Annotated in this window: 21 protein-coding genes; 13 read left to right on the top strand and 8 right to left on the bottom strand. The window is 61.5% G+C overall.

Annotation, left to right across the window (positions count from 1 at the left end; genetic code table 11):
* Positions 1-42 precede the first annotated feature (42 nt).
* The 4 genes from DEJ54_RS14925 to DEJ54_RS14910 all read left to right on the top strand — a co-directional run bounded on the left by DEJ54_RS14925 (position 43) and on the right by DEJ54_RS14910 (position 3,680).
* On the top strand, positions 43-1,356 hold the full coding sequence (locus DEJ54_RS14925) for a replication-associated recombination protein A (protein WP_113155270.1): 1,314 nt from the start codon (positions 43-45) through the stop codon (positions 1,354-1,356).
* Between the two features lie 46 nt (positions 1,357-1,402).
* Positions 1,403-1,780 carry a fluoride efflux transporter CrcB gene (crcB, locus tag DEJ54_RS14920; RefSeq protein ID WP_113156310.1) on the top strand — a complete coding sequence of 126 codons (378 nt, stop codon included), beginning with the start codon at positions 1,403-1,405 and terminating at the stop codon, positions 1,778-1,780.
* A 51-nt stretch (positions 1,781-1,831) separates the two neighbouring features.
* Entirely contained in the window at positions 1,832-2,812 is a 981-nt protein-coding gene (locus DEJ54_RS14915) for an RluA family pseudouridine synthase (RefSeq protein ID WP_113155269.1), read from the top strand.
* 73 nt (positions 2,813-2,885) lie between these two features.
* Positions 2,886-3,680 (top strand): ATP12 family chaperone protein, encoded by a 795-nt coding sequence (locus DEJ54_RS14910; protein WP_113155268.1) that lies wholly within the window; start codon positions 2,886-2,888, stop codon positions 3,678-3,680.
* A 321-nt stretch (positions 3,681-4,001) separates the two neighbouring features.
* On the opposite strand, the gene DEJ54_RS14905 is transcribed toward DEJ54_RS14910, so the two are convergent.
* The 3 genes from DEJ54_RS14905 to DEJ54_RS14895 all read right to left on the bottom strand — a co-directional run bounded on the left by DEJ54_RS14905 (position 4,002) and on the right by DEJ54_RS14895 (position 6,641).
* Complete coding sequence (locus tag DEJ54_RS14905) at positions 4,002-4,379, bottom strand: YggT family protein (RefSeq protein ID WP_210343937.1); 378 nt, start codon at positions 4,377-4,379, stop codon at positions 4,002-4,004.
* A 165-nt stretch (positions 4,380-4,544) separates the two neighbouring features.
* Positions 4,545-6,356 (bottom strand): sodium:solute symporter family protein, encoded by a 1,812-nt coding sequence (locus DEJ54_RS14900; protein ID WP_113155267.1) that lies wholly within the window; start codon positions 6,354-6,356, stop codon positions 4,545-4,547.
* Positions 6,357-6,368: 12 nt separating this feature from the next.
* On the bottom strand, positions 6,369-6,641 hold the full coding sequence (locus DEJ54_RS14895; protein ID WP_113155266.1) for a DUF4212 domain-containing protein: 273 nt from the start codon (positions 6,639-6,641) through the stop codon (positions 6,369-6,371).
* A 38-nt stretch (positions 6,642-6,679) separates the two neighbouring features.
* Here DEJ54_RS14895 and DEJ54_RS14890 point away from each other — a divergent pair, with 38 nt between their 5' ends.
* Entirely contained in the window at positions 6,680-7,456 is a 777-nt protein-coding gene (locus tag DEJ54_RS14890; protein ID WP_245447569.1) for a hypothetical protein, read from the top strand.
* 63 nt (positions 7,457-7,519) lie between these two features.
* Here the strand turns inward: DEJ54_RS14890 and glnA are convergent, their stop codons facing one another.
* Both glnA and DEJ54_RS14880 read right to left on the bottom strand, forming a co-directional pair.
* A complete protein-coding gene (gene glnA / locus DEJ54_RS14885) occupies positions 7,520-8,929 on the bottom strand; it encodes a type I glutamate--ammonia ligase (RefSeq protein WP_113155264.1) in 1,410 nt (469 codons plus the stop codon).
* A gap of 68 nt (positions 8,930-8,997) precedes the next feature.
* Positions 8,998-9,336 carry a P-II family nitrogen regulator gene (locus DEJ54_RS14880; RefSeq protein ID WP_007009552.1) on the bottom strand — a complete coding sequence of 113 codons (339 nt, stop codon included), beginning with the start codon at positions 9,334-9,336 and terminating at the stop codon, positions 8,998-9,000.
* A 281-nt stretch (positions 9,337-9,617) separates the two neighbouring features.
* Here DEJ54_RS14880 and DEJ54_RS14875 point away from each other — a divergent pair, with 281 nt between their 5' ends.
* On the top strand, positions 9,618-11,123 hold the full coding sequence (locus tag DEJ54_RS14875; protein ID WP_113155263.1) for an NAD(P)H-hydrate dehydratase: 1,506 nt from the start codon (positions 9,618-9,620) through the stop codon (positions 11,121-11,123).
* 92 nt (positions 11,124-11,215) lie between these two features.
* Here the strand turns inward: DEJ54_RS14875 and lexA are convergent, their stop codons facing one another.
* A complete protein-coding gene (lexA, locus tag DEJ54_RS14870; protein ID WP_113155262.1) occupies positions 11,216-11,938 on the bottom strand; it encodes a transcriptional repressor LexA in 723 nt (240 codons plus the stop codon).
* 86 nt (positions 11,939-12,024) lie between these two features.
* Complete coding sequence (locus DEJ54_RS14865; RefSeq protein WP_113155261.1) at positions 12,025-12,657, bottom strand: MarC family protein; 633 nt, start codon at positions 12,655-12,657, stop codon at positions 12,025-12,027.
* 231 nt (positions 12,658-12,888) lie between these two features.
* Between DEJ54_RS14865 and gyrA the strand changes: the two genes are divergently transcribed.
* Entirely contained in the window at positions 12,889-15,756 is a 2,868-nt protein-coding gene (gene gyrA, locus DEJ54_RS14860; RefSeq protein ID WP_113155260.1) for a DNA gyrase subunit A, read from the top strand.
* 48 nt (positions 15,757-15,804) lie between these two features.
* Here the strand turns inward: gyrA and DEJ54_RS23615 are convergent, their stop codons facing one another.
* On the bottom strand, positions 15,805-15,939 hold the full coding sequence (locus DEJ54_RS23615; RefSeq protein ID WP_256370529.1) for a hypothetical protein: 135 nt from the start codon (positions 15,937-15,939) through the stop codon (positions 15,805-15,807).
* A 220-nt stretch (positions 15,940-16,159) separates the two neighbouring features.
* Between DEJ54_RS23615 and coaD the strand changes: the two genes are divergently transcribed.
* From coaD to DEJ54_RS14830, 6 genes are all read left to right on the top strand, one after another.
* Positions 16,160-16,660 (top strand): pantetheine-phosphate adenylyltransferase, encoded by a 501-nt coding sequence (coaD, locus tag DEJ54_RS14855; RefSeq protein ID WP_113155259.1) that lies wholly within the window; start codon positions 16,160-16,162, stop codon positions 16,658-16,660.
* An 18-nt stretch (positions 16,661-16,678) separates the two neighbouring features.
* Positions 16,679-17,269, top strand: coding sequence for a peptidylprolyl isomerase (locus DEJ54_RS14850; protein WP_113155258.1), 591 nt, complete (start codon positions 16,679-16,681; stop codon positions 17,267-17,269).
* 128 nt (positions 17,270-17,397) lie between these two features.
* Entirely contained in the window at positions 17,398-17,874 is a 477-nt protein-coding gene (locus DEJ54_RS14845; protein ID WP_113155257.1) for a peptidylprolyl isomerase, read from the top strand.
* Positions 17,875-17,928: 54 nt separating this feature from the next.
* The gene (gene queA, locus DEJ54_RS14840; protein WP_113155256.1) at positions 17,929-19,005 is read left to right on the top strand and encodes a tRNA preQ1(34) S-adenosylmethionine ribosyltransferase-isomerase QueA; all 1,077 of its coding nucleotides are present in this window, start codon (positions 17,929-17,931) and stop codon (positions 19,003-19,005) included.
* Positions 19,002-20,132, top strand: coding sequence for a tRNA guanosine(34) transglycosylase Tgt (tgt, locus tag DEJ54_RS14835; protein ID WP_113155255.1), 1,131 nt, complete (start codon positions 19,002-19,004; stop codon positions 20,130-20,132). The genes queA and tgt overlap by 4 nt, the downstream gene beginning before the upstream one ends.
* 162 nt (positions 20,133-20,294) lie before the next feature.
* Positions 20,295-21,704: a circularly permuted type 2 ATP-grasp protein gene (locus tag DEJ54_RS14830; RefSeq protein WP_113155254.1), complete on the top strand. Its 1,410-nt coding sequence runs from the start codon at positions 20,295-20,297 to the stop codon at positions 21,702-21,704.
* Positions 21,705-21,722: the final 18 nt, after the last annotated feature.

Here is a 21,722-nt window from a genome sequence, read left to right as displayed (position 1 = left end):
GGGACCGCGCCACTGGAAATGCCACTTGGAAACGAATGACCGATGAGTGACCTTTTCGCCAAGACCGACGATGCCCAGCCGGCCATGAACCGGCCATTGGCGGATCGCCTGCGGCCGATGAAGCTGGACGAAGTCGTCGGGCAGGAGCATCTGACCGGACCGGACGGCATTCTGACCCGCATGATTGCGAGCCGGTCGCTCGGTTCGCTGATCTTCTGGGGGCCGCCCGGCACGGGCAAGACCACGGTCGCGCGGCTTCTCGCAGGCGAAACGGATCTCGCGTTTGAGCAGATTTCGGCGATCTTTTCCGGGGTGGCGGATCTCAAGAAGGTGTTTGAGGCCGCCCGGCTGCGGCGCAGCCAGGGGCGGCAGACGCTGCTCTTCGTCGACGAGATCCATCGCTTCAACCGCTCGCAGCAGGATTCCTTTCTACCGGTCATGGAAGACGGGACCGTGGTTCTGGTTGGCGCAACAACCGAAAACCCGTCCTTCGAACTCAACGCCGCTCTTTTATCGCGGTCGCGCGTCCTGAACTTCAACACGCTTGATGCGGAAAGCCTGATGCGGCTTCTGGAGCGGGCGGAAGCGCTTGAAGGCAAGGCGCTGCCGCTGGACGAGGAAGCGCGGGCCGTGCTCGTGCGCATGGCCGATGGTGACGGCCGCGCCTCGCTGACCCTGGCCGAAGAGGTCTGGCGCGCGGCGCGCGAAGGCGAGGTGTTTGACGCCGAAGGTCTTCAGCGCGTGGCGCAACGGCGTGCACCGGTCTACGACAAGGGACAGGACGGGCATTACAATCTGATCTCGGCGCTGCACAAATCGGTGCGCGGTTCCGACCCCGACGCCGCGCTCTATTATCTTTGCCGCATGTTCGATGCCGGTGAGCATCCGCTCTATATCGGCCGCCGGCTCGTCCGTATGGCGGTGGAGGATATCGGGCTTGCCGATCCGCAGGCGCTGGGCATCGCCACCGCCGCCAAGGATGCCTATGAATATCTGGGGTCTCCCGAAGGCGAACTGGCGCTTGCGCAGGCCTGTGTTTATCTGGCGACCGCGCCGAAATCCAACGGCGTCTATACCGCCTTCAAACAGGCTTTTGCCGACGCCAGGGCGAACGGTTCTCTTTTGCCGCCCAAACACATTCTCAACGCGCCGACCAAGCTGATGAAGGAAAGCGGTTATGGCAAAGGCTATGCCTATGACCATGACGCGCCGGATGCGTTTTCGGGCCAGAACTATTTCCCCGAGGAGATGGGGCGCCGGCGCTACTACGACCCGCCAGAGCGCGGCTTTGAGCGCGAAATCCGCAAGCGGCTCGACTACTGGGCGCGATTGCGCAGGGAGCGCGGTGAACCGTAATGCGCGCAGTTGTTGATTTTTGCGCAGCTTCTGCGAAAAGAGCGCCATGAGTCATTTGCTGATCGTCGCCATCGGCGGTGCCGTCGGGGCGAGCCTTCGACATCTTACGGGGCTTGCCGCCATGCGCCTTCTGGGGCTGGGCTTTCCCTGGGGAACGCTGACGGTGAACCTCGTCGGGTCTTTCGTCATGGGTGCATTCATCGAATGGCTGGCGCGGCGAACGGGGGCGTCTCCCGAGCTGCGGCTTTTCATGGCGACGGGGCTGCTTGGCGGGTTCACCACCTTCTCGGCCTTCTCGCTCGATGTCGCGGTTCTGTGGGAACGCGGCGAAGGGCTGGTTGCGGCGTCTTATGTGCTCGTCAGTGTTTGCGGCGCGATTGCCGCGCTTTTCGCCGGCCTGTGGCTGGTTCGGCATTTCGCCTGAGGCGATGTTTTCACATCTCGCCCGGGGCGGTGTTTTCAATGGATAGGTGAAATGGCTGGCGTTCAGCAGATCGAAGTGGACAAGGACGAGAACGGAATGCGGCTGGACCGTTGGTTCAAGGCGCATTTTCCGGGGCTCGGATTCGGGCATTTGCAGAAGCTCCTGCGTTCCGGCCAGATCCGGGTGAGCGGCAGCCGCGCCAAGGCCGATACGCGGCTTGAGCCGGGGCAGGTGGTGCGCGTGCCGCCGCTGGAAGTGGACCGCAAGGGCGGCGGACAGACCACCGCACACAGCCTGCGCAACACTGGCGACGCTGAAGCTCTGATGCAGATGCTGCTTTATGAAGACCCGAAGGTCTATGTCTTCAACAAGCCGGCCGGCCTTGCCGTGCAGGGTGGCTCCGGTGTGAACCGGCACGTCGACGGCATGCTGGAAGCGCTGCGCAACAAGAAGGGCGAGAAGCCCCGGCTGGTGCATCGTCTGGACCGCGACACTTCCGGTGTTCTTGTGGTTGCGCGCACGCGCCAGGCTGCCATGCGGCTTGCCGAGGCGTTTCGCGCGCGCGACACCAAGAAAACCTATTGGGCGCTTGTGAAGGGCGTTCCGAACCGGGATGAGGCGCGCATTTCCACCTGGCTCGCCAAAGAGCAGACTCCGGATGGCGACCGCATGCGGGTGGTCAAGCATGGCGAACCCGATTCCGACCATGCGGTTTCCAACTACCGGGTCATCGAAACCGCCGGCAGTGCGCTCTCGTGGCTCGAGATGGAACCCTATACCGGCCGCACCCACCAGCTGCGCGTGCATGCCGCCCATATCGGCTGCCCGATCATCGGTGATCCGAAATATTTCGAGGCCGATCAGAACTGGGAGTTCCCGGGCGGCATTCAGAAGCGTCTGCACCTGCATGCCCGGCGCATCATCATTCCCAATCCGGGCGGCGGCAAGATCGATGTGACGGCGCCGCTGCCGCCACACATGCGTCAGAGCTGGAACCTTCTGGGCTTTGACGAAGCCTCCGCCGAAGATTGATGGCGGTGTTGAATCGCGCACCCTTTGCGTCGTTTCACTCGCCTAATTGCCAACACTCACTATATGAACAGCCATGCGTGACCTTCTGAACGACCTCGAAGACGGAAAGACGCCAGCGGAGCTGGACCCGATCCGGCGTGCGCAAAGCACAATGAAGAAGCCGCTGCCCAAGCGCTTCTACAAGGATGTGGCGGTTGCCGCACAGGAAGAGGGCGGCTTTGCCGTGCAGCTCGACGGCAAGAGCGTACGCACGCCGAGCGCCAACACCGTTCTGCTGCCGAACGAAGCGACGGCGCTTCTGGTGGCGCGCGAATATGAAGCGCAGGGCGATGAGATCGATCCGGCCACCATGCCGGTGACCCGGCTGGTGAACACCGCCATCGACGGTGTCGCGGCTCACGCGCAGACTGTTCTCGAAGATGTTCTGCGCTATGTGACCGGCGATCTTGTCTGCTATCGCGCGCCGTCTCCTGAACGTCTCGTCGAGTTGCAGGCGCAGGCCTGGGATCCGGTTCTGGACTGGGCGCAGCAGCATATGGGCGCGCATTTCGTGCTCGCCGAAGGCGTGATCCATGTGGAGCAGCCGCGTGAAGCGATTGCCGCCGTCAGCGCTTATATGCGCCAGAAGAACGAGCCGTTCCGCCTTGCCGCTCTTCACGTGATGACGACGCTGATGGGATCGGCTCTTCTGTCGCTTGCCGTCGAGGCGCGGGAACTCACGCCGGATGAGGCCTGGTCGGCGGCGCATGTGGATGAGGACTGGAACATCGGCCTGTGGGGCGCGGATTCAGAAGCCATGCTGCGGCGTTCCGCGCGTCAGCGCGACATGATGGGCGCTGCAACGCTCCTGCGTGCGCTGGACGACTGACGGCGTATTTCCGGGCGGCATCACACCATCAAGCAGTAAGACGTTCCACCGCTCTGCCGGAAGGCAGGGCGGTTTTGCATTTGTGTGCGGGTTTTAAGGGCGTTGGACCGAAAAGTCGAAATCGCTTCTCGGTTCACGGCGTGGTGCCTGGTTTGACAGGCCCACCAAGAGAAAGGATATTGCGGCCAAACCTGCGCTAAGGTCTCTGATCAGGATTCACTGCCGGGCGCGACTTCCCTCATGGTGAGCCTGTCGAACCACGGACAGGATCAAAGCAGCCCAGTGTTGGGCAGCGCGGCGTCCGGATGGAAACGCCGGGATCTAGCTTCCGCCAAACATCTTGTAGAGCACGGCGGAGATCTCGCTTTCGAGCGGGAATGACAGCATGCCCATCACCGAATAGCCGAGCAGCCACGGCATGAGATAGAAGCGGATCATGAAGAAGAACCACGCCACATAGATGGGCACCAGCGGTTCCAGCAGAAAACGGGGCGTGATGGGGCGAAAGAATTTCAGGATCGGGTTCGTCGCACGGACGAAAAAGCGCATGAAGAAGAAACTGGAATCTTCCGGCAGGAAAATGCTCATGGCGGCGCGGCCGATCAGCGTCCACATGACGACGCCGAGAATGTAATCCAGCGCCAGCACCCAGATCGGGAATGCGGCCATCGTTTCCTGTATGGCGACCGTTTCCTGCATGCAGTATCTCCCCCGCGTGATTCAGGGGCGGGAGAACCCGCCCCTGACTTCGAAACCCTAGAGCATCGGATCGAAAAGTGGAATCCGGTTTTCGGCTGTTCCGGTGCTCGATCAATTGTTTAGATCGCCGTGCGTTCGAATGGATGCACGGCGATCTGGCACTGTTCAGTGCTGGTCGGAAAGAATGGACGGGCCTGTCGGCACGCGGGTTTCTTCCACCATGCGCTGGATTTCCTCATCCGGAGCCGGTGTCAGCAGGGTGACCACCACCATGGAGACCAGGCTCACCGCCATGCCCACAATGCCGAAGCGCAGATGGTCGAGACCGAACCATGGCGTTCCGCCGGTGTAGACATAGTAGAGGTAGAGCGTGCCGGCGGTGAAGCCGGCGGCCATGCCGGCGACTGCGCCTGCACGGTTTGCCCGTTTCCACCACACACCCAGACAGAGCGGGAAGAAGAGGCCGGATGCCGCGAAGCAGAACGCCCACGCGACTGCACCGAGAATGCCGGTGAGCTGCAGCGATGCGATCAGGGCCGCCAGTGCGCCGATGCCCAGAAGCAGGATGCGGGCGACGACGAGCCGGACGGCAGTGTCTGCCTTCGGGTCGATCATCTTGTAGTAGAGATCGTGGCTGAGCGCGTTGGCGATGGCCAGCAGAAGGCCGTCGGCAGTCGACATGGCTGCCGCCATGCCGCCAGCGGCGACCAGGCCGGAAATCACATAGGGAAGACCCGCGATTTCAGGCGTTGCCAGCACCACGATGTCCGGCCGCATGAAGAACTCGTTCAGCTGCAGGATACCGTCGCCATTCTGGTCGGCGATGGCCAGGAAGCCCACGCTTGCCCAGTTCTGAATCCACGCAAGCGACGCCACTTCTTCAAACGGCTTGCCGATGATTGCCGTCGGCAGGCTGGGATCGAGAAGCTGCAGCTTCGTCAGCGTGGCGAGAGCCGGCGCCGTGAAGTACAGCAGGAAGATGAAGAGCAGCGACCAGGCGACCGATTTACGCGCAGCGCGCACGGTCGGCGTGGTGAAGTAGCGCATCAGGATATGGGGCAGGGATGCCGTGCCGCACATCATGACGAGTGCGAGCGTGATGAACCTCCACTCCGCGTAATCGCCCACCGGTCCGGTATGCGGGGTGGTAAGCACCGAAAGACCGGGAATGGCCTCGGCTGGCGGGTTGAGCCCGAACTGCGCTTCGAGTTGCGCCATGGTGGAGGCTGCATCGCCATAGGTGAAGTGCGGGATCAGGCCAAAACCCTGCACGTTGGACATCCAGATCACCGGCACCAGATAGGCGACGATGAGAACGATGTACTGTGCGACCTGCGTCCATGTCACGGCGCGCATGCCGCCGAGCATCGAGCATAAGAGAATGCCCAGAAGGCCGAACCAGACACCCCAGGAGAACGGAATGTGAAGTGCGCGGGCAGCGATGGTGCCGGTGGCGTTGATCTGCGCCGTCACATAGGTAAAGGACGCGACCACAAGCACGATCACGGCGCACAGACGGGCAAGATTGCCGCCATAGCGCGTACCGATGAAGTCTGGAACCGTGTAGCAGCCGAACTTGCGCAGATAGGGCGCCATCAGCGAATTGACGAGCACGTAACCGCCGGTCCAGCCGACGATGAAGGCCATGTAGCCATAACCGCCGAAATAGACACCGCCGGCGAGAGCCACGAAAGATGCGCCCGACATCCAGTCGGCCGCCGTCGCCATGCCGTTATAGACGGCAGGAACCTGTCGGCCGGCGACATAGTAGGCGTCGACCTCCATTGTGCGCGATAACCAGCCGATGAGAGCATAGATACCGATGGTGAAGGCCACGAACAGAATGCCGATCGTGTCGGCGCCCACGCCGAATTGCTCCAACAGCGCCATCAAGAGGATGAATGCTAGAAAACCGCCGGTGTAGAGCGTGTACACCCGGCCGATATTATCAATGAACCGTCCCTGTAATAAGGCCATGCCGGTTCCTCCCTATTCGTCTTCTTCGCCGAAGCCGAACTCGTCATCGATTGCATCCTGGCGCCAGTTCTGCACCCAGATGATGATGACAAAGGCCAGCAGAGAACCCTGGGCGATCATGTAGTAACCGAGTGGGAAGCCCAGGAACGTGTATTGATCCAGCGTCGAAACCATGGCTGGCACGACAAGCGCGAAGAATGCCCAGAGCGTCAGAACCACAATCGTCAGGTTTCTGGTCTTTGCCCAGTAGCGATCCCTCACATCATCTGCGTTATTAGCGGACATGCTGTCCTCCTCCCTAAAAACGTCAGCGACGAAAGTCGTTGGATGTCACCATTGCGGTTCTGTGGAATTGGAATCACAATGGAATGCCTCAAGCATTGGGCATCTCAAGTTCAATGAAAATCGAGACATTGGTCGTATGTAACGGGAAGCACGCAATGGGTGTTGAGTGGTCGAAAGGCATTTTATTCTTGCGGGAAGCCGCAGCACGCATGCGTTTCCGGCGTGAAAATACAGCGATCAATACTGTCGGGATCATGTGCGACTTTGTTTGCACACGTTCATCTTTCGTCGCACAGAAGAAGCTCTATGGATACCTGAAGGCGCGCATGGGCACGCGCTATCCATCCATGTTCGAGGATGATGTCTTTGTTGAATCCATCAATATCGCCAAGCTGCATGTGTTTGCCGCCTGTCTATCGGATCTGACGGTTCATGCCGTTGCGAGGGTGGCTTCTGGCGGCGCGCTGGCGGGGGAAGAGGCACGCACGCTGGCGCTTCATTGTCACGAGGCCGGACTGGCGGACAATGGCGATGTGCTGCCCGATGCCGGTACAGTGGAGGCCTGGCGCAGCGCTTTCGTGAAGCGTATTGCGGATGTTCACTGGCAGAATGCGGCGCTGGCCGCAGATTGCTTTACCGAAAGCCCAAAGGCGCTTTTCAAATGGGCGCCGATTGCTGACGAACTCAAGCGGTATGACCGTGAGATCGTGGAGAACTCGATCCGCTTCGCCTTCGGTGAAGTGACGCGCTCGTTCCGCGAACGCGCAGAGCTTCCTGAACTGGCGCAGGACTGGCGGGCGCAGTCGGTCACTTGAGCACGCCGCAATAAAAAAGGGCCCCGTCCGACGACGGAGCCCTGATCGCCCCAACAGTAGCGATCAAACGGAATAGTACATGTCGAACTCGACCGGGTGCGGCGTCATCTCGTAACGCAGCACTTCCGACATCTTCAGCTCGATATAGGCGTCGATCTGATCGTCGTCGAACACGCCGCCGGCCTTCAGGAAGCCGCGGTCCTTGTCGAGCGCCATGAGGGCTTCGCGCAGCGAACCGCAGACGGTCGGGACCTTCTTGAGCTCCTTCGGCGGCAGATCGTAGAGATCCTTGTCCATGGCCTGGCCGGGATGGATCTTGTTCTTGATGCCGTCGAGGCCGGCCATCAGCAGCGCTGCGAATGCGAGGTAGGGGTTTGCGCCCGGATCGGGGAAGCGAACCTCGACGCGCTTTGCCTTCGGCGAGGAGCCGAAAGGAATGCGGCAGGATGCCGAACGGTTGCGGGCCGAATAGGCGAGCAGGACCGGGGCTTCAAAACCGGGCACCAGACGCTTGTAGGAGTTGGTGATCGGGTTGGTGAAGGCGTTGATCGCCTTGGCGTGCTTGATGACGCCGCCGATATAGTAGAGGCAGCTCTCGGACAGACCGGCATATTCATTGCCGGCAAAGGTCGGTTTGCCGTCTTTCCAGATCGACTGGTGGACGTGCATGCCCGATCCGTTGTCGCCATAGATCGGCTTCGGCATGAAGGTTGCGGTCTTGCCATAGGCATTGGCGACCTGGTGAACGCCGTATTTGAACTTCTGAACGCTGTCGGCGCTCTTCAGGAGCGTCTCGAACTTGATGCCGAGCTCGTGCTGCGCAGCACCCACCTCGTGGTGGTGCTTTTCAACGATCACGCCCATTTCGGACAGGACCGTGAGCATCTCGGAGCGCATGTCCTGCGCGGAGTCGATCGGCGGAACCGGGAAATAGCCGCCCTTCATGCGCGGACGGTGGCCCAGATTGCCGGTCTCGTAGTCGGCGTCGTCGTTGGACGGCAGTTCGCTGCAGTCGAGCTTGAAGCCGGTGTTGTAGGGATCGGCCTTGTACTTCACGTCGTCAAAGACGAAGAATTCCGGCTCCGGGCCCACATAGACGGTGTCGCCAAAGCCTTCGGCCTTGAGGAAGGCTTCTGCCTTCTTGGCGGTGCCGCGCGGGTCACGGTTGTAGGCCTCGCCGGAGATCGGGTCGAGAATGTCGCAGACGATGGCCATCGTGGACTGGGCGAAGAAGGGGTCCATATGCGCCGTGTCGGGCTCCGGCATCAGAACCATGTCGGACTCGTTGATCGCCTTCCAGCCGGCAATGGACGAGCCGTCGAACATGACGCCATCGGCGAACATGTCCTCATCCACTGCCGTGACATCCATCGTGACATGGTGAAGCTTGCCTCTTGGATCCGTGAAGCGAAGATCGACGAACTTTACGTCGTTTTCCTTGATCTGCTTCATGATGTCTTGTGCTGTGGTCATATTCGCTTTCCTGTTTGCGATGAGCTTGCCTGATGATCCGGACATGGTCCGGGAACTACTGATTTGGGTCAGACTGCGTCTGCGCCGGTCTCGCCGGTGCGGATGCGGATGACCTCTTCAACATTGGTGACGAAGATCTTGCCGTCGCCGATGCGGCCTGTCTGGGCTGCCTTGCGGATCGCCTCGATGGCGGCGTCGACGGTTTCGTCCGGCAGGACGACCTCGATCTTCACCTTGGGGAGGAAGTCGACGACATATTCCGCCCCGCGATAGAGCTCGGTGTGGCCTTTCTGGCGTCCGAAACCCTTCGCCTCGATGACAGTGATGCCCTGAAGGCCGATTTCCTGAAGGGCCTCCTTCACCTCATCTAGCTTGAAGGGTTTGATGATCGCTTCGACCTTTTTCATGCCTCGGTGGCCTCCAAATGGGTTCAGGGACGGATGGTCCGCATCCCTTATTGCTCCGGTTCGGTTGAAGCACGAAACATGCCAACTCGTGACAGAGCCTTGCATGTTGCGTGCCAAACGCTGCATTCTGCGTCTTGAGAATTGGCGCGACGCGGTTTTCTCCGGCTTTGGCATGCTAGGCGAGCGCCCCCGGATAGCAAGATGGGAACCATGCGGTGCGGTTCGCAGTTTGAGACTTGCTTAAAAAATATGCAATGAGCCGAAGAAAGCGGCAGCTTGTTATGCGTATGGTTGTTCTGACACCTGAAGAAATGGGCAATGTGGATCGCGCGGCCATCACAGCCGGCCCTCATGACGGGTACGGGCTGATGCGCAATGCCGGCGCGGCGGTGGCCGATCTGATCCTCGAGCGGTTTTCCGGCGCTGCCGGCGTCGCGGTTTTATGCGGACCGGGCAACAATGGGGGGGACGGCTATGTCATTGCGCGGCTTCTGGCCGAGCGCGGCGTCAATGTTCGCCTGTTCGCCGATGCTGCGCCGCAGGAAGACAGCGATGCCGCCAGGGCGCGTGAAGACTGTTTTGTAACGCCCGAGGCGCTGGCCGATTTTCGCCCCGAGACCGGCTGGCTGGTGGTTGACGCGCTCTATGGCGCCGGGCTTTCAAAGCCAGTTGAGGGCATCGAGGCCGAACTCATCGAGCGGGTTGCTGCTGCGGGCGTCCCGGTGGTTGCCGTCGATCTTCCGTCCGGTCTTTCGGGGCTCACGGGCAAACCGCTGGGAAGCTGCTTCGATGCGGACCTGACCGTCACGTTTTTCCGCAAAAAGCCGGGGCATCTGCTCATGCCCGGTCGACGCCTGTGCGGCGAGCTGGTCGTGGCCGATATCGGCATTGCCGAGATGGCGCTTGCATCAATGGATATCGCCCTCTGGGAGAATGGTCCGGCGCTCTGGCGCGACGGCGTGCCGGCGGTGGAGATCGATGCGCATAAATATGTGCGTGGTCATGTGGCCGTCGTTTCGGGCGGTGGCGCATCCACTGGTGCAGCGCGGCTTGCCGCGCGTGGCGCGGCGCGCGCCGGGGCAGGGGCCGTGACGGTGCTTTCGCCTGCAAACGCCCTGTCGGTGAACGCGATGCACCTGACCTCGATCATGCTGCGCAAGGCGGAGGCGGTGGATGAACTCATCGCCTTCCTCGATGAGCGAAAACCGACAGCCGCCGTTCTCGGTCCGGCAGCCGGTACAGGCGAGCGCACGCGCAGCTTCGCGCTGGGCTTTCTGGAGCGCGATGAAGGGCTGAAAGGGCTGGTGCTGGATGCCGACGCCATCACCGCCTTTGCCGATACGCCCGATACGCTCTTCGAGGCCGTGAGAAGTTCCGTCATAGCGACCGTGCTGACGCCGCATGAAGGAGAGTTCGCGCGGCTCTTTGGCGACCTTGCGGCTGACGCTTCCATGTCCAAGGTGGAGCGTGCGCGCGCAGCGGCAGAGCGCTCAGGAGCGGTGATCATCCTGAAGGGGGCGGACACGGTCGTCGCCTGCCCGGACGGGCGCGCCGCGATCAACACCAACGGATCGCGTTTCCTGGCGACGGCGGGCTCTGGCGATGTTCTGTGCGGGATTGTGGCCAGCCTTCTGGCGCAGGGCATGCCGGTCTTCGAGGCGGCATCGGCCGGCGTGTGGCTGCATGCAGAGGCTGGCGGGATGTTCGGCCGGGGCCTGATTGCGGAGGATCTGCCCGAGATGCTTCCGCATGTCTTCCAGGCGCTCTTCCCGGACGATGTTAGCTGAACCGACGCGGAGCTTGAAAAGAGCGCGCATTCTGGATGCCGGATGGCATCGGAGCCGGGGCATGCCTGAAGCCGCCCCGGATAGTCTTAAACTCAGTAGCGGCGCATCAGGCCGACGAGGCGACCCTGCACCTTGACGCGGTCGGGGCCGAAGATACGGGTTTCGTAAGCCGGATTGGCCGCTTCAAGGGCAATCGATGCGCCCTTGCGGCGGAAGCGCTTCAGCGTTGCCTCTTCCTGATCCACCAGCGCCACGACGATCTCGCCGGGATTGGCGGTCTGCGTCTCGCGGATGATCACCGTGTCGCCATCGAAAATGCCCGCATCGATCATCGAGTCGCCCTTGACCTCAAGCGCGTAGTGATCGCCACCGGTCAGCATGTCCGGCGGAACCGCGATGGAATGGGTCTGGTGCTGAATGGCGTCGATGGGGACACCGGCAGCGATGCGGCCCATGACAGGCACGGAGACGACGCCGGAAAGCGCGTCATCATTGCTGGCGGCAGGCTTGGAGGCCGCTGGCGCGGGCGTCTTGCCGAGGCTGCCCTCGATGACGCTTGGCGAAAAGCCGCGCGCGGCGGAATTGAGGCCGGGCGCGATGGAATCGGGAAGCCGCAGAACCTCCAGCGCACGCGCCCTGTTCGGGAGCCGGCGAATGAAGCCGCGCTCCTCCAGAGCCGTGATCAGCCGGTGAATGCCGGACTTGGAGGCGAGGTCGAGCGCCTCCTTCATTTCATCGAAGGAGGGCGGGATTCCGGTCTCCTTCAGTCGTTCATGGATGAACAGAAGAAGTTCGTGCTGCTTGCGGGTCAGCATGGGCGCCACCGAGAATCAGTTAAAAACAAAACCAGAACATACTCTATATGTTCCAGTTGTGTTCCGCAACCGTCCGGTTGCAGCGCTTATGGCGCGGCGAAAAGCGCCTTGGCTCCGTCTGCCACGAACTGGACCGCGAGGGCTGCCAGAATGACGCCCAGGAGGCGCGTCAGGATGGAGCGTCCCGTTTCGCCCAGAAAGCGGTCCACGCGCTCCGCCAGCGTGAAAACGGCATAGGTGAGGAGGATTGTTCCAAGCAGGATGCCGAGCAGCGCGATGGTGCCAAGGATCGAATTGAACTCGCCCGAAAGAAGCACGGTTGCCGAGATGGCGCCGGGACCCGCGATCAGCGGAATGGCCAGCGGGAAGGCGGCGATGTTGCGGATCATGTCGCGCGTGATCGCGCGCTCGGCGCTCTTCTCATGGCGCTCCTGGCGGCGCTCGAAGATCATCTCAAAGGCGATGAAGAACAGAAGCAGGCCGCCCGCCACGCGGAAGGCGGGAAGCGTGATGCCGAACACGGCCAGAATGACGCTGCCAGCGACGCCGAACAGGGCCAGAACGGCGAATCCGATGATGGCTGCGCGCACGGCCACCTGATTGCGCTCCGAGCGGTTCATGCCTGCTGTCAGCGCCAGAAAGAGCGGCGCAAGCCCTGGCGGGTCGACGGTTACCAGCAATGTGACGAAGGCGTTGAAAACGGTATCGTAACCAGGCATCGGGTTCTCCTTGCGGCCTCTCTAGCCCAGCTTGGATGCGAGGGAAAAGCCCTCATTCTTCACGCAGGCTCGCTTCCTGCGACAATTTGTCAAGGCGCTCATCCCCAGGAGGTTCGTATGCGCCTGAAATTGCGTTGGATTTCCGTCATCAAAAACGGATGCTCAATTGGAGAATCGCTGACGGCTCATATATAAAGAGTATGTGATTCCTCATTAAGAATGTGACACGTTTTGACTGACCAGACGACGCCGAACGGATCGGGCGAGCCCGACGAAATCGAGCCGATTTCCATTGTCGAGGAGATGCAGCGCTCTTATCTCGATTATGCGATGAGCGTGATCGTGAGCCGCGCCCTGCCGGATGCACGCGATGGTCTGAAGCCGGTGCATCGGCGCATTCTCTATGCATCCCATGAGAGCGGTTACCACTGGAACCGCAAATATGTGAAATCGGCCCGTCCTGTTGCCGACGTGATGGGTAAGTATCACCCGCACGGCGATGCCGCCATCTACGACGCCCTGGTGCGTATGGCGCAGAACTGGTCCATGCGCCTGCCGCTGGTCGACGGGCAGGGCAATTTCGGCTCCATCGACGGCGATCCGCCGGCGGCAATGCGTTACACCGAGTCGCGTCTCACCAAGGGCGCGCATGAGCTTCTGGAAGACATCGACAAGGACACGGTCGATTTTCAGGACACCTATGACGGCTCCTCCAGCGAGCCGCGCGTGCTTCCGGCGCGCTATCCGAACCTTCTGGTCAATGGTTCGGGTGGTATCGCCGTCGGCATGGCGACAAATATTCCGCCGCACAATCTGGTCGAAGTCATCAATGGCTGCGTGGCGCTGATCGAGAACCCCGCACTCGGCCTGCCGCAGTTGCAGGAGATCATTCCCGGTCCCGATTTCCCGACCGGCGGCCTGATTCTCGGCCGTTCGGGCATTCGCAGCGCCTATGAGACGGGCCGCGGCTCGATCCTCATGCGCGGCAAGGTCTCGATCGAGCCGGCGCGCAATGATCGCGAAGCCATCATCATCACCGAAGTTCCCTATCAGGTGAACAAGGCGTCGATGATCGAAAAGATGGCCGAGCTGGTCCGCGACAAGCGCATTGAAGGCATTTCCGACATTCGCGACGAGAGTGACCGTCAGGGTTACCGCGTCGTGGTCGAGCTGAAGCGCGACGCCGTGGCCGATGTGGTGCTGAACCAGCTTTATCGCTTCACGCCGCTTCAGACCTCCTTTGGCGCCAACATGGTGGCGCTCAACGGCGGCAAGCCGGAACAGATGAACCTTCTTGATCTGCTCCAGGCCTTTGTCTACTTCCGCGAGGAAGTGGTCAGCCGGCGCACCAAGTACCTGCTGCGCAAGGCGCGCGAGCGCGCGCACGTCCTCGTCGGCCTGGCGATTGCCGTTGCCAATATCGACGAGGTGATCAAGCTCATCCGTCACGCGCCCGATCCGCAGACCGCGCGCGAACAGTTGATGGAGCGCCGCTGGCCGGCCTCCGATGTGGAAGCGCTGATCCTGCTGATCGACGATCCGCGTCACCGCATCAATGAGGATGGCACCTACAATCTGTCCGAAGAACAGGCGCGTTCGATCCTCGAGCTGCGTCTCCAGCGCCTGACCGCGCTCGGACGCGACGAGATTGCCGACGAATTGAACAAGATCGGTGTGGAGATTGCGGATTTCCTCGAGATCCTGTCTTCGCGCGCCCGCATTCAGCAGATCGTCAAGGACGAGCTCATCGGCGTGCGCGACGAGTTCGGCACGCCGCGCCGCACCGAGATCACCGAAGGTGGCGCAGATCTCGACGATGAGGATCTGATCCAGCGTGAGGACATGGTTGTTACGGTCACGCGCAAGGGCTACATCAAGCGCGTGCCGCTTTCGATCTACCGGGCGCAGGCGCGTGGCGGCAAGGGCCGCTCGGGCATGTCGACCAAGGACGAGGATTTCGTCACCCAGCTCTTCGTCGCCAACACCCACACGCCGATCCTGTTCTTCTCCTCGCGTGGCATTGTCTACAAGGAGAAGGTCTGGCGTCTGCCGGTCGGTACGCCGCAATCGGTTGGCAAGTTCCTGCGCAACATGCTGCCGCTCGAAGAGGGCGAGAGCATCACCACGATCATGCCGCTTCCGGAGGATGAAGAGAGCTGGGGCGCGCTGGACGTCATGTTCGCCACCACGCGCGGCACGGTGCGGCGCAACAAGCTGTCGGATTTCGTTCAGGTCAACCGCAATGGCAAGATCGCCATGAAGCTGGATGATCCGAGCGACGAGATCCTCGGCGTCTTCACCTGTACCGAAGACGACGACGTTCTGCTGACGGCGGCTTCGGGGCAGTGTATCCGCTTCTGCGTCACCGATGTGCGCGTCTTTGCCGGACGCAACTCGATTGGCGTGCGCGGCATCAATCTGGCCGAGGGCGACCGGGTCATTTCCATGGCCATCCTGGCCCATGTGGAGGCGAGCCCGTCCGAACGCGCTGCCTATCTCAAGCAGGCCGCGGCCGAGCGGCGTCAGGCTTCGGGTGAAGAAGAGGAAGTGGCGCTCACCAACGAGGATGTCGGTGAGGAGGAAAGCCTCTCCACGGAGCGCTTCGAAGAGCTTCAGGCGCGCGAGCAGATGGTTCTGACCGTCAGCGAGTTCGGCTATGGCAAGCGCTCGTCCAGCTACGACTTCCGTGTCACCGGACGTGGCGGCAAGGGCATTCGCGCCACCGATGTCTCCAAAACCGGCGAGATCGGTCCGCTCATCGCGGCGTTCCCGGTCGAGCAGGAAGACCAGATCATGCTGGTTTCCAATGCCGGTCAGGTCATCCGCGTTCCGGTCGGTGGCATCCGCATCGCAAGCCGCGCCACCAAGGGCGTGACCATCTTCAACACGGCCAAGGGCGAGAAGGTCGTTTCGGTTGAGCGTATTTCCGATACGCAGGCCGAAGAAGAAGAGATGGAAGCGCTGGACGGAGAAGCCGCAGCCGAGGCGGGGGATGCTCCTGCCGCCAACGCGGAAACGCCCGACACTGGTTCTGACACTGATGCCGACAATGGCGCTGGCGAAGACGGTGCTTCTGGCGGCGAGGGCGCTGCCGAATAATCGGCAGCCTTCTTCCAAACGTAAGGGGCAGGGGTCCGTTCCTGCCCTTTAACGCAGGCGGCTATGGCCCGTGTTGCGCACGCGGTTTTCCAGCTTGATGCGGTTGGCCTCTTCATGAAGGCCGACCGCCGTTGCGATCAGCATGGCGACGGTCATTGCGGCAGCGAGCGTAAAGATAAGCATGGCTTGTCTCCTTTGGCCTGTTAACGAAGAGAGACGCCATTTGGTTTCATGGCTGGCGCTCTCCCTGCCATTGGTGTCCTGACTAGCCCAACTGGTTCGAACCGTTCTTGAATGGGGCGTTCATGCCTCGTTCATGCGCTCTGCGGCGTTGTGCCCGACGGGGCTGCCGTGGCGTGATTGCTGAATTGCCATCGCCCGGCAAGACGGATAAAAGCACGCCATGACCGAACGAACAGCCTTTTATGCCGGGTCCTTCGATCCACTGACAAATGGCCACCTGGATGTGCTCAAGGGCGCGCTCACGGTATCTGACCGCATTGTCGTCGGGATCGGCCTTCACCCGGGCAAGAAGCCGCTTTTTTCCTATGAGGAGCGCGTCGCTCTGATCCAGCGCTCTGCGCTGGCCGAGCTTGGCGACGATGCCGGGCGCATTGAGGTCGTCGCGTTTGACGGGCTGGTCATCGATGCGGCGCGCGAGCATGGCGCATCGATCATGATCCGCGGCCTGCGCGATGGCACCGATCTCGATTATGAAATGCAGATGGCGGGCATGAATGAAACCATGGCGCCCGACCTGCAGACTGTTTTTTTGCCGGCAAGTCCTTCCGTGCGCACAATTACCGCCACACTTGTACGGCAGATCGCTTCCATGGGCGGAAATATAGCGCCATTCGTTCCTTCCGTTGTTCTGGAAGCGCTCAAAGCCAAATTCCCCGCCTGAAACCAAAAGGAGAGTTTCATGCAGCTTCGCAAGCTTGCCTCGTCTGCGCTCGTGGCCGGTGCACTCATGATCGGTCTTGGCGTTGCTTCTGCAGCCGAACCCGAAAACACGGTGATTCTCACGCTCAAGAACGGCGATGTCACCATCGGACTGCGGCCTGACCTGGCTCCCAAGCATGTCGAACAGATCAAGGCTCTGGTGGCCGAAGGCGCTTACGACAATGTCGCGTTCCATCGCGTGATCGATGGCTTCATGGCGCAGACCGGCGATGTCCAGTTCGGCGACGTGGAAGATGGTTTCGATGCGCGTCTGGTTGGCACCGGTGGTTCGGAAAAGCCCGATCTTCCCGCTGAGTTCTCCGATGCAGACTTTGCGCGCGGCACGGTCGGCATGGCCCGCTCGCAGGATCCGAATTCCGCAAATTCCCAGTTCTTCATCATGTTTGCGCCCGCCTCCCACCTCAACGGCCAATATACCGTGATCGGCGAGGTCGAATCGGGCATGGAGCTGGTCGACAAGATCAAGAAGGGTGATTCCGCAAGAAACGGCATGGTGCAGAACCCGGACAAGGTTCTGAAAGCACGCATGGCGAGCGACAGCGCGAATTAAAGCAGTTCCAGGAAAAGCGGGAACTTTTTTCCGTCCGGAACTGCGCAAAACCAATGCATTAGAGCGTTTTCTCGATTCAACGAAAAGCGCAAACGCTCTAACCGCGTCGATATAAGAAAGGTACAAAAATGGCTGATATCAAGGATCCGGAAAACGCGATCGTGATGGAGACGACCAAGGGCAAGGTCGTGATCCAGCTCTTCCCGGACGTTGCGCCCGAGCATGTGAAGCGCATCAAGGAACTGGCCCGTGAGAACTTCTACGACGGCATCGTGTTCCACCGCGTGATCGACGGTTTCATGGCGCAGACCGGCGACCCGACGGGCACCGGCATGGGCGGTTCCGACAAGCCGGACCTCAAGGCCGAGTTCTCCAACACGGCGCATGAGCGCGGCACCTGCTCGATGGCCCGTTCGCAGAACCCGAATTCCGCCAACTCGCAGTTCTTCATCTGCTTCGACAAGGCTCCGTGGCTGGACCGTCAGTACTCGGCCTGGGGCCAGGTGGTCGAAGGCATGGACAGCATCGACAAGATCAAGCGCGGTGAGCCGGTTTCTGAACCCGATTCCATCATCACCATGCGTGTTGCGGCTGACGTCGCCTAAATTTCTGACACCGGGCGGCAGTCGCCGCCCGGTCTCTTTCCGGCCTTACCTGCCATGCGCGTAGACATTTTCGATTTCGATCTCCCCGAAGAGCGCATTGCGCTGCGGCCTGTCAGTCCGCGCGATTGTGCGCGCATGCTTCTGGTTCGCGATGACACGCTTGAAGATCGCGCGGTCCGCGACCTGCCGTCGCTGCTTCAACCCGGCGACGCACTCGTTTTCAACGATACCAAGGTCATTCCGGCCCGGCTTTCCGGCATCCGCCGCCGTGGCGAGGCTCAGGCCCGCATCGAGGCCACGCTGCATATGCGCGAAGGCCCGGACCGCTGGCGCGCCTTCCTGAAACCCGCAAAGCGGGTGAAGCAGGGCGAACGCATCCAGTTCGGCCATGACGGCGAAAGCTGCTTTCTGGGAACGCTGGAAGCAACCGTCGCCGAAAAGGGCGAGGGCGGCGAAGCCCTGCTGGTGTTCGATTTTTCCGGTCCGGTTCTGGATGAGGCGATTGCGGCTGCGGGCCACATGCCCCTGCCGCCCTACATTGCCGGAAAGCGCGCCGAAGATGCGCGCGACGATACCGATTATCAGACGGTCTACGCCCGCGAGGAAGGTGCGGTGGCTGCGCCCACGGCCGGGCTCCACTTCACGCCGGAACTCATGCAGGCGCTGGATGCGGCCGGCATTGAGCGGCACTTCGTGACGCTGCATGTGGGGGCGGGCACCTTTCTGCCCGTGAAGGTCGACGATACGGACGACCACAAGATGCATTTTGAGCGTGGCGAGGTGAGCGCGCAGACCGCTGCCGCGCTGAACGCCGTGCGGGCGCGGGGTGGCAGGATCGTCTCGGTCGGCACCACATCGCTCAGGCTTCTGGAAAGTGCGGCGCAACGAACGGGCGCGCTTGAAGCCTGGTCCGGCGCGACCGACATCTTCATCACGCCCGGCTATCGCTTCCGCACCGTCGATGTGCTGATGACGAATTTTCACCTGCCGCGCTCGACGCTGTTCATGCTGGTTTCGGCCTTCTGCGGCACGGAACGCATGAAGCGCGCCTATGAGCACGCGATCAGCAATGAGTACCGCTTTTATTCCTATGGCGATTCCAGCCTGCTTTTCAGGGATGACCAACCGTGAGTGACCGGTTCACCTTTCGCCTTCTCGCTTCGGACGGAAAGGCCCGCCGTGGCGAGATCACCATGCCGCGCGGCACGATCCGCACACCGGCTTTCATGCCGGTGGGAACGGCGGGCACCGTCAAGGCCATGTATATGGACCAGGTGCGCGATCTGGGGGCCGACATCATTCTCGGCAACACCTATCACCTGATGCTTCGGCCGGGTGCGGAGCGCATGGCGCGGCTGGGCGGACTGCACGAATTCGCGCGCTGGCCCTATCCGATCCTCACGGATTCGGGCGGATTTCAGGTGATGTCGCTGTCGGAACTGCGCAAGATCACCGAGAAGGGCGTCACCTTCCGCTCGCATGTGGACGGCCAGGTGTTCGAGATGCCGCCGGAGCGCTCCATCGAAATTCAGGGGCTGCTCGGATCCGATATCCAGATGCAGCTCGACGAATGCGTTGCGCTGCCGGCGGAAGAAAAAGAGATCGAGCGCGCGATGGAGCTTTCGCTGCGCTGGGCCGAGCGCTGCAAGACCGCCTTTGGCGATCAGCCGGGCAAGGCCATGTTCGGCATCGTGCAGGGCGGCGACAAACCGCATCTGCGCGAGCGTTCCGCAGCCGCACTCGCTGCGATGGACCTGAAGGGCTATGCCGTTGGCGGTCTGGCCGTGGGCGAGCCGCAGGCGGTGATGCTTGAGATGCTGGAAGCCACATGCCCGGTGCTGCCGGTCGAAAAGCCGCGCTATCTCATGGGCGTCGGCACGCCTGACGACATTCTTAAATCGGTGGCGCGCGGGATCGACATGTTCGACTGCGTGATGCCGACGCGCGCCGGCCGGCACGGCCTTGCCTACACGCGCCGGGGCAAGATTAATCTGAAGAATGCCCGCCATGCGGAAGATCTGCGCCCGCTGGATGAAGAGAGCGATTGCCCGGCAGCCCGTGATTATTCGCGCGCCTATCTGCATCATCTGGTGAAGTCGGGCGAGTCGCTCGCAGGCATGCTTCTGACCTGGAACAATCTCGCCTATTACCAGTCTCTGATGCAGGATATTCGCGACGCCATCGAGGCCGGCCGCTTTGCCGAGCGCGCTGCCGAAATCACCGCTGCCTGGGAAAAAGGCGACCTGCCGCCGCTCTGACCGGCCGCGCCGTGATCGCTGCTCAAGGGGCCAGCGCGGGGCCAGCGCAGTGCCCGGATCATGCCCAGAACGCGCCCAATCTGGGCGCGTTTTCGGTAAGTTATAGAAACGACTTGCTTTTTGGCTGTATCCCCGTTGAAATGCTCGTGAGAGGAGCATTTCTTGACGCCATTCGACGAGATGCGCCTGGGGGGCCAGGCACGAGATCCCTACGAAGATTATCAGCGCTGGTTCGACCGGCAGGATCCCAAACGCCTCAAGAAGAAGGCCGACGACGCGGAGCGCGTGTTTCGCAGAACGGGCATCACCTTCGCGGTCTATGGCGAGCAGGAAGCGGCTGAGCGTCTCATTCCCTTCGACATCGTTCCGCGCATCATTTCCGGCAAGGAGTGGCGCAGGCTCGTTCAGGGCATCGAGCAGCGGGTACAGGCGCTCAACGCCTTTCTGGACGACATCTATCACCGGCAGGAAATCCTGCGGGCAGGGCGCCTTCCCAGGGAGATCATATCCAACAATGAGGCCTTCCTGCCCGAGATGATCGGCGTGCGGCCGCCGGGTGGCGTCTACACGCACATCACCGGTGTCGATATCGTGCGCACCGGCGAGGATGATTTCTTCGTGCTGGAGGACAATGCGCGCACGCCGTCGGGCGTCTCCTACATGCTGGAGAACCGCGAGACGATGATGCAGCTCTTTCCGGAGCTGTTTCAGCAAGTGAAGGTGCTGCCGGTGGAGCATTACCCCCGGCTCCTGCGCCAGTCGCTCAATGCGGTGAAGCCGCAGAACTGCGAAGGCGCGCCGACGGTGGCCGTTCTCACGCCGGGCAGCTTCAACTCCGCCTATTTCGAACACGCTTTTCTGGCCGACCAGATGGGCGTGGAGCTGGTTGAAGGGCCGGATCTGCGGGTGGTGGACGGGCACGTCGCCATGCGCACCACACAGGGCTACAAGCGTATCGACGTCCTCTATCGGCGCATCGATGACGATTATCTCGACCCGCTGACCTTCCGGTCCGATTCCGTGCTGGGCGTGCCGGGCATCATGGATGTCTACCGCGCCGGCAACATCACCATCGCCAACGCGCCCGGAACCGGCATTTCCGATGACAAGGCGATCTATTCCTACATGCCGGAAATCGTCGAGTTCTACACGGGCAGCAAGGCCATCCTGCCCAATGTGCCCACCTGGCGCTGCTCGGAGCCCGACAGTCTTGCCTATGTGCTCGACCATCTGGACGAACTGGTGGTGAAGGAGGTGCACGGCTCGGGCGGTTACGGCATGCTTGTGGGTCCCGCAGCCTCGAAGAAGGAGCTTTCGGCCTTCGCCGCAAAGCTCAGGGCGCGGCCGAAGAACTATATCGCACAACCGACGCTTTCGCTTTCCACCTGCCCGATCATGACCGGCAAGGGGCTGGCGCCGCGGCATGTCGATCTGCGCCCCTTCGTTCTGGTTTCCGACCGCATCCGCATCGTGCCGGGCGGGCTGACACGGGTGGCGCTCAAGAAGGGATCTCTGGTGGTGAATTCCTCACAGGGCGGCGGCACCAAGGACACATGGGTCCTCGATGACTGAGGGGGCTCGATGATTAAG

Origin of the sequence: Nitratireductor sp. OM-1 (assembly GCF_003296175.1) — a bacterium.
GTDB classification, from domain to species: Bacteria; Pseudomonadota; Alphaproteobacteria; order Rhizobiales; family Rhizobiaceae; genus Nitratireductor; species Nitratireductor aquimarinus.
The sequence above is the reverse complement of the archived record's forward strand: the minus strand, read 5'-3'. Positions and strand labels throughout refer to the sequence as shown.

Excerpts from the sequence above, each read along its gene's own strand:
- DEJ54_RS14875 (WP_113155263.1), top strand. The coding sequence starts at position 9,618 with ATGCGTATGGTTGTTCTGACACCTGAAGAAATGGGCAATGTGGATCGC.
- DEJ54_RS14910 (WP_113155268.1), top strand. The coding sequence starts at position 2,886 with ATGCGTGACCTTCTGAACGACCTCGAAGACGGAAAGACGCCAGCGGAG.
- glnA (WP_113155264.1), bottom strand. The coding sequence starts at position 8,929 with ATGACCACAGCACAAGACATCATGAAGCAGATCAAGGAAAACGACGTA.
- DEJ54_RS14850 (WP_113155258.1), top strand. The coding sequence starts at position 16,679 with ATGCAGCTTCGCAAGCTTGCCTCGTCTGCGCTCGTGGCCGGTGCACTC.
- DEJ54_RS14845 (WP_113155257.1), top strand. The coding sequence starts at position 17,398 with ATGGCTGATATCAAGGATCCGGAAAACGCGATCGTGATGGAGACGACC.
- DEJ54_RS14905 (WP_210343937.1), bottom strand. The coding sequence starts at position 4,379 with ATGCAGGAAACGGTCGCCATACAGGAAACGATGGCCGCATTCCCGATC.
- queA (WP_113155256.1), top strand. The coding sequence starts at position 17,929 with ATGCGCGTAGACATTTTCGATTTCGATCTCCCCGAAGAGCGCATTGCG.
- DEJ54_RS23615 (WP_256370529.1), bottom strand. The coding sequence starts at position 15,939 with ATGCTTATCTTTACGCTCGCTGCCGCAATGACCGTCGCCATGCTGATC.
- DEJ54_RS14865 (WP_113155261.1), bottom strand. The coding sequence starts at position 12,657 with ATGCCTGGTTACGATACCGTTTTCAACGCCTTCGTCACATTGCTGGTA.
- DEJ54_RS14915 (WP_113155269.1), top strand. The coding sequence starts at position 1,832 with ATGGCTGGCGTTCAGCAGATCGAAGTGGACAAGGACGAGAACGGAATG.
- DEJ54_RS14925 (WP_113155270.1), top strand. The coding sequence starts at position 43 with ATGAGTGACCTTTTCGCCAAGACCGACGATGCCCAGCCGGCCATGAAC.
- DEJ54_RS14900 (WP_113155267.1), bottom strand. The coding sequence starts at position 6,356 with ATGGCCTTATTACAGGGACGGTTCATTGATAATATCGGCCGGGTGTAC.
- lexA (WP_113155262.1), bottom strand. The coding sequence starts at position 11,938 with ATGCTGACCCGCAAGCAGCACGAACTTCTTCTGTTCATCCATGAACGA.
- coaD (WP_113155259.1), top strand. The coding sequence starts at position 16,160 with ATGACCGAACGAACAGCCTTTTATGCCGGGTCCTTCGATCCACTGACA.
- DEJ54_RS14880 (WP_007009552.1), bottom strand. The coding sequence starts at position 9,336 with ATGAAAAAGGTCGAAGCGATCATCAAACCCTTCAAGCTAGATGAGGTG.
- DEJ54_RS14895 (WP_113155266.1), bottom strand. The coding sequence starts at position 6,641 with ATGTCCGCTAATAACGCAGATGATGTGAGGGATCGCTACTGGGCAAAG.
- crcB (WP_113156310.1), top strand. The coding sequence starts at position 1,403 with ATGAGTCATTTGCTGATCGTCGCCATCGGCGGTGCCGTCGGGGCGAGC.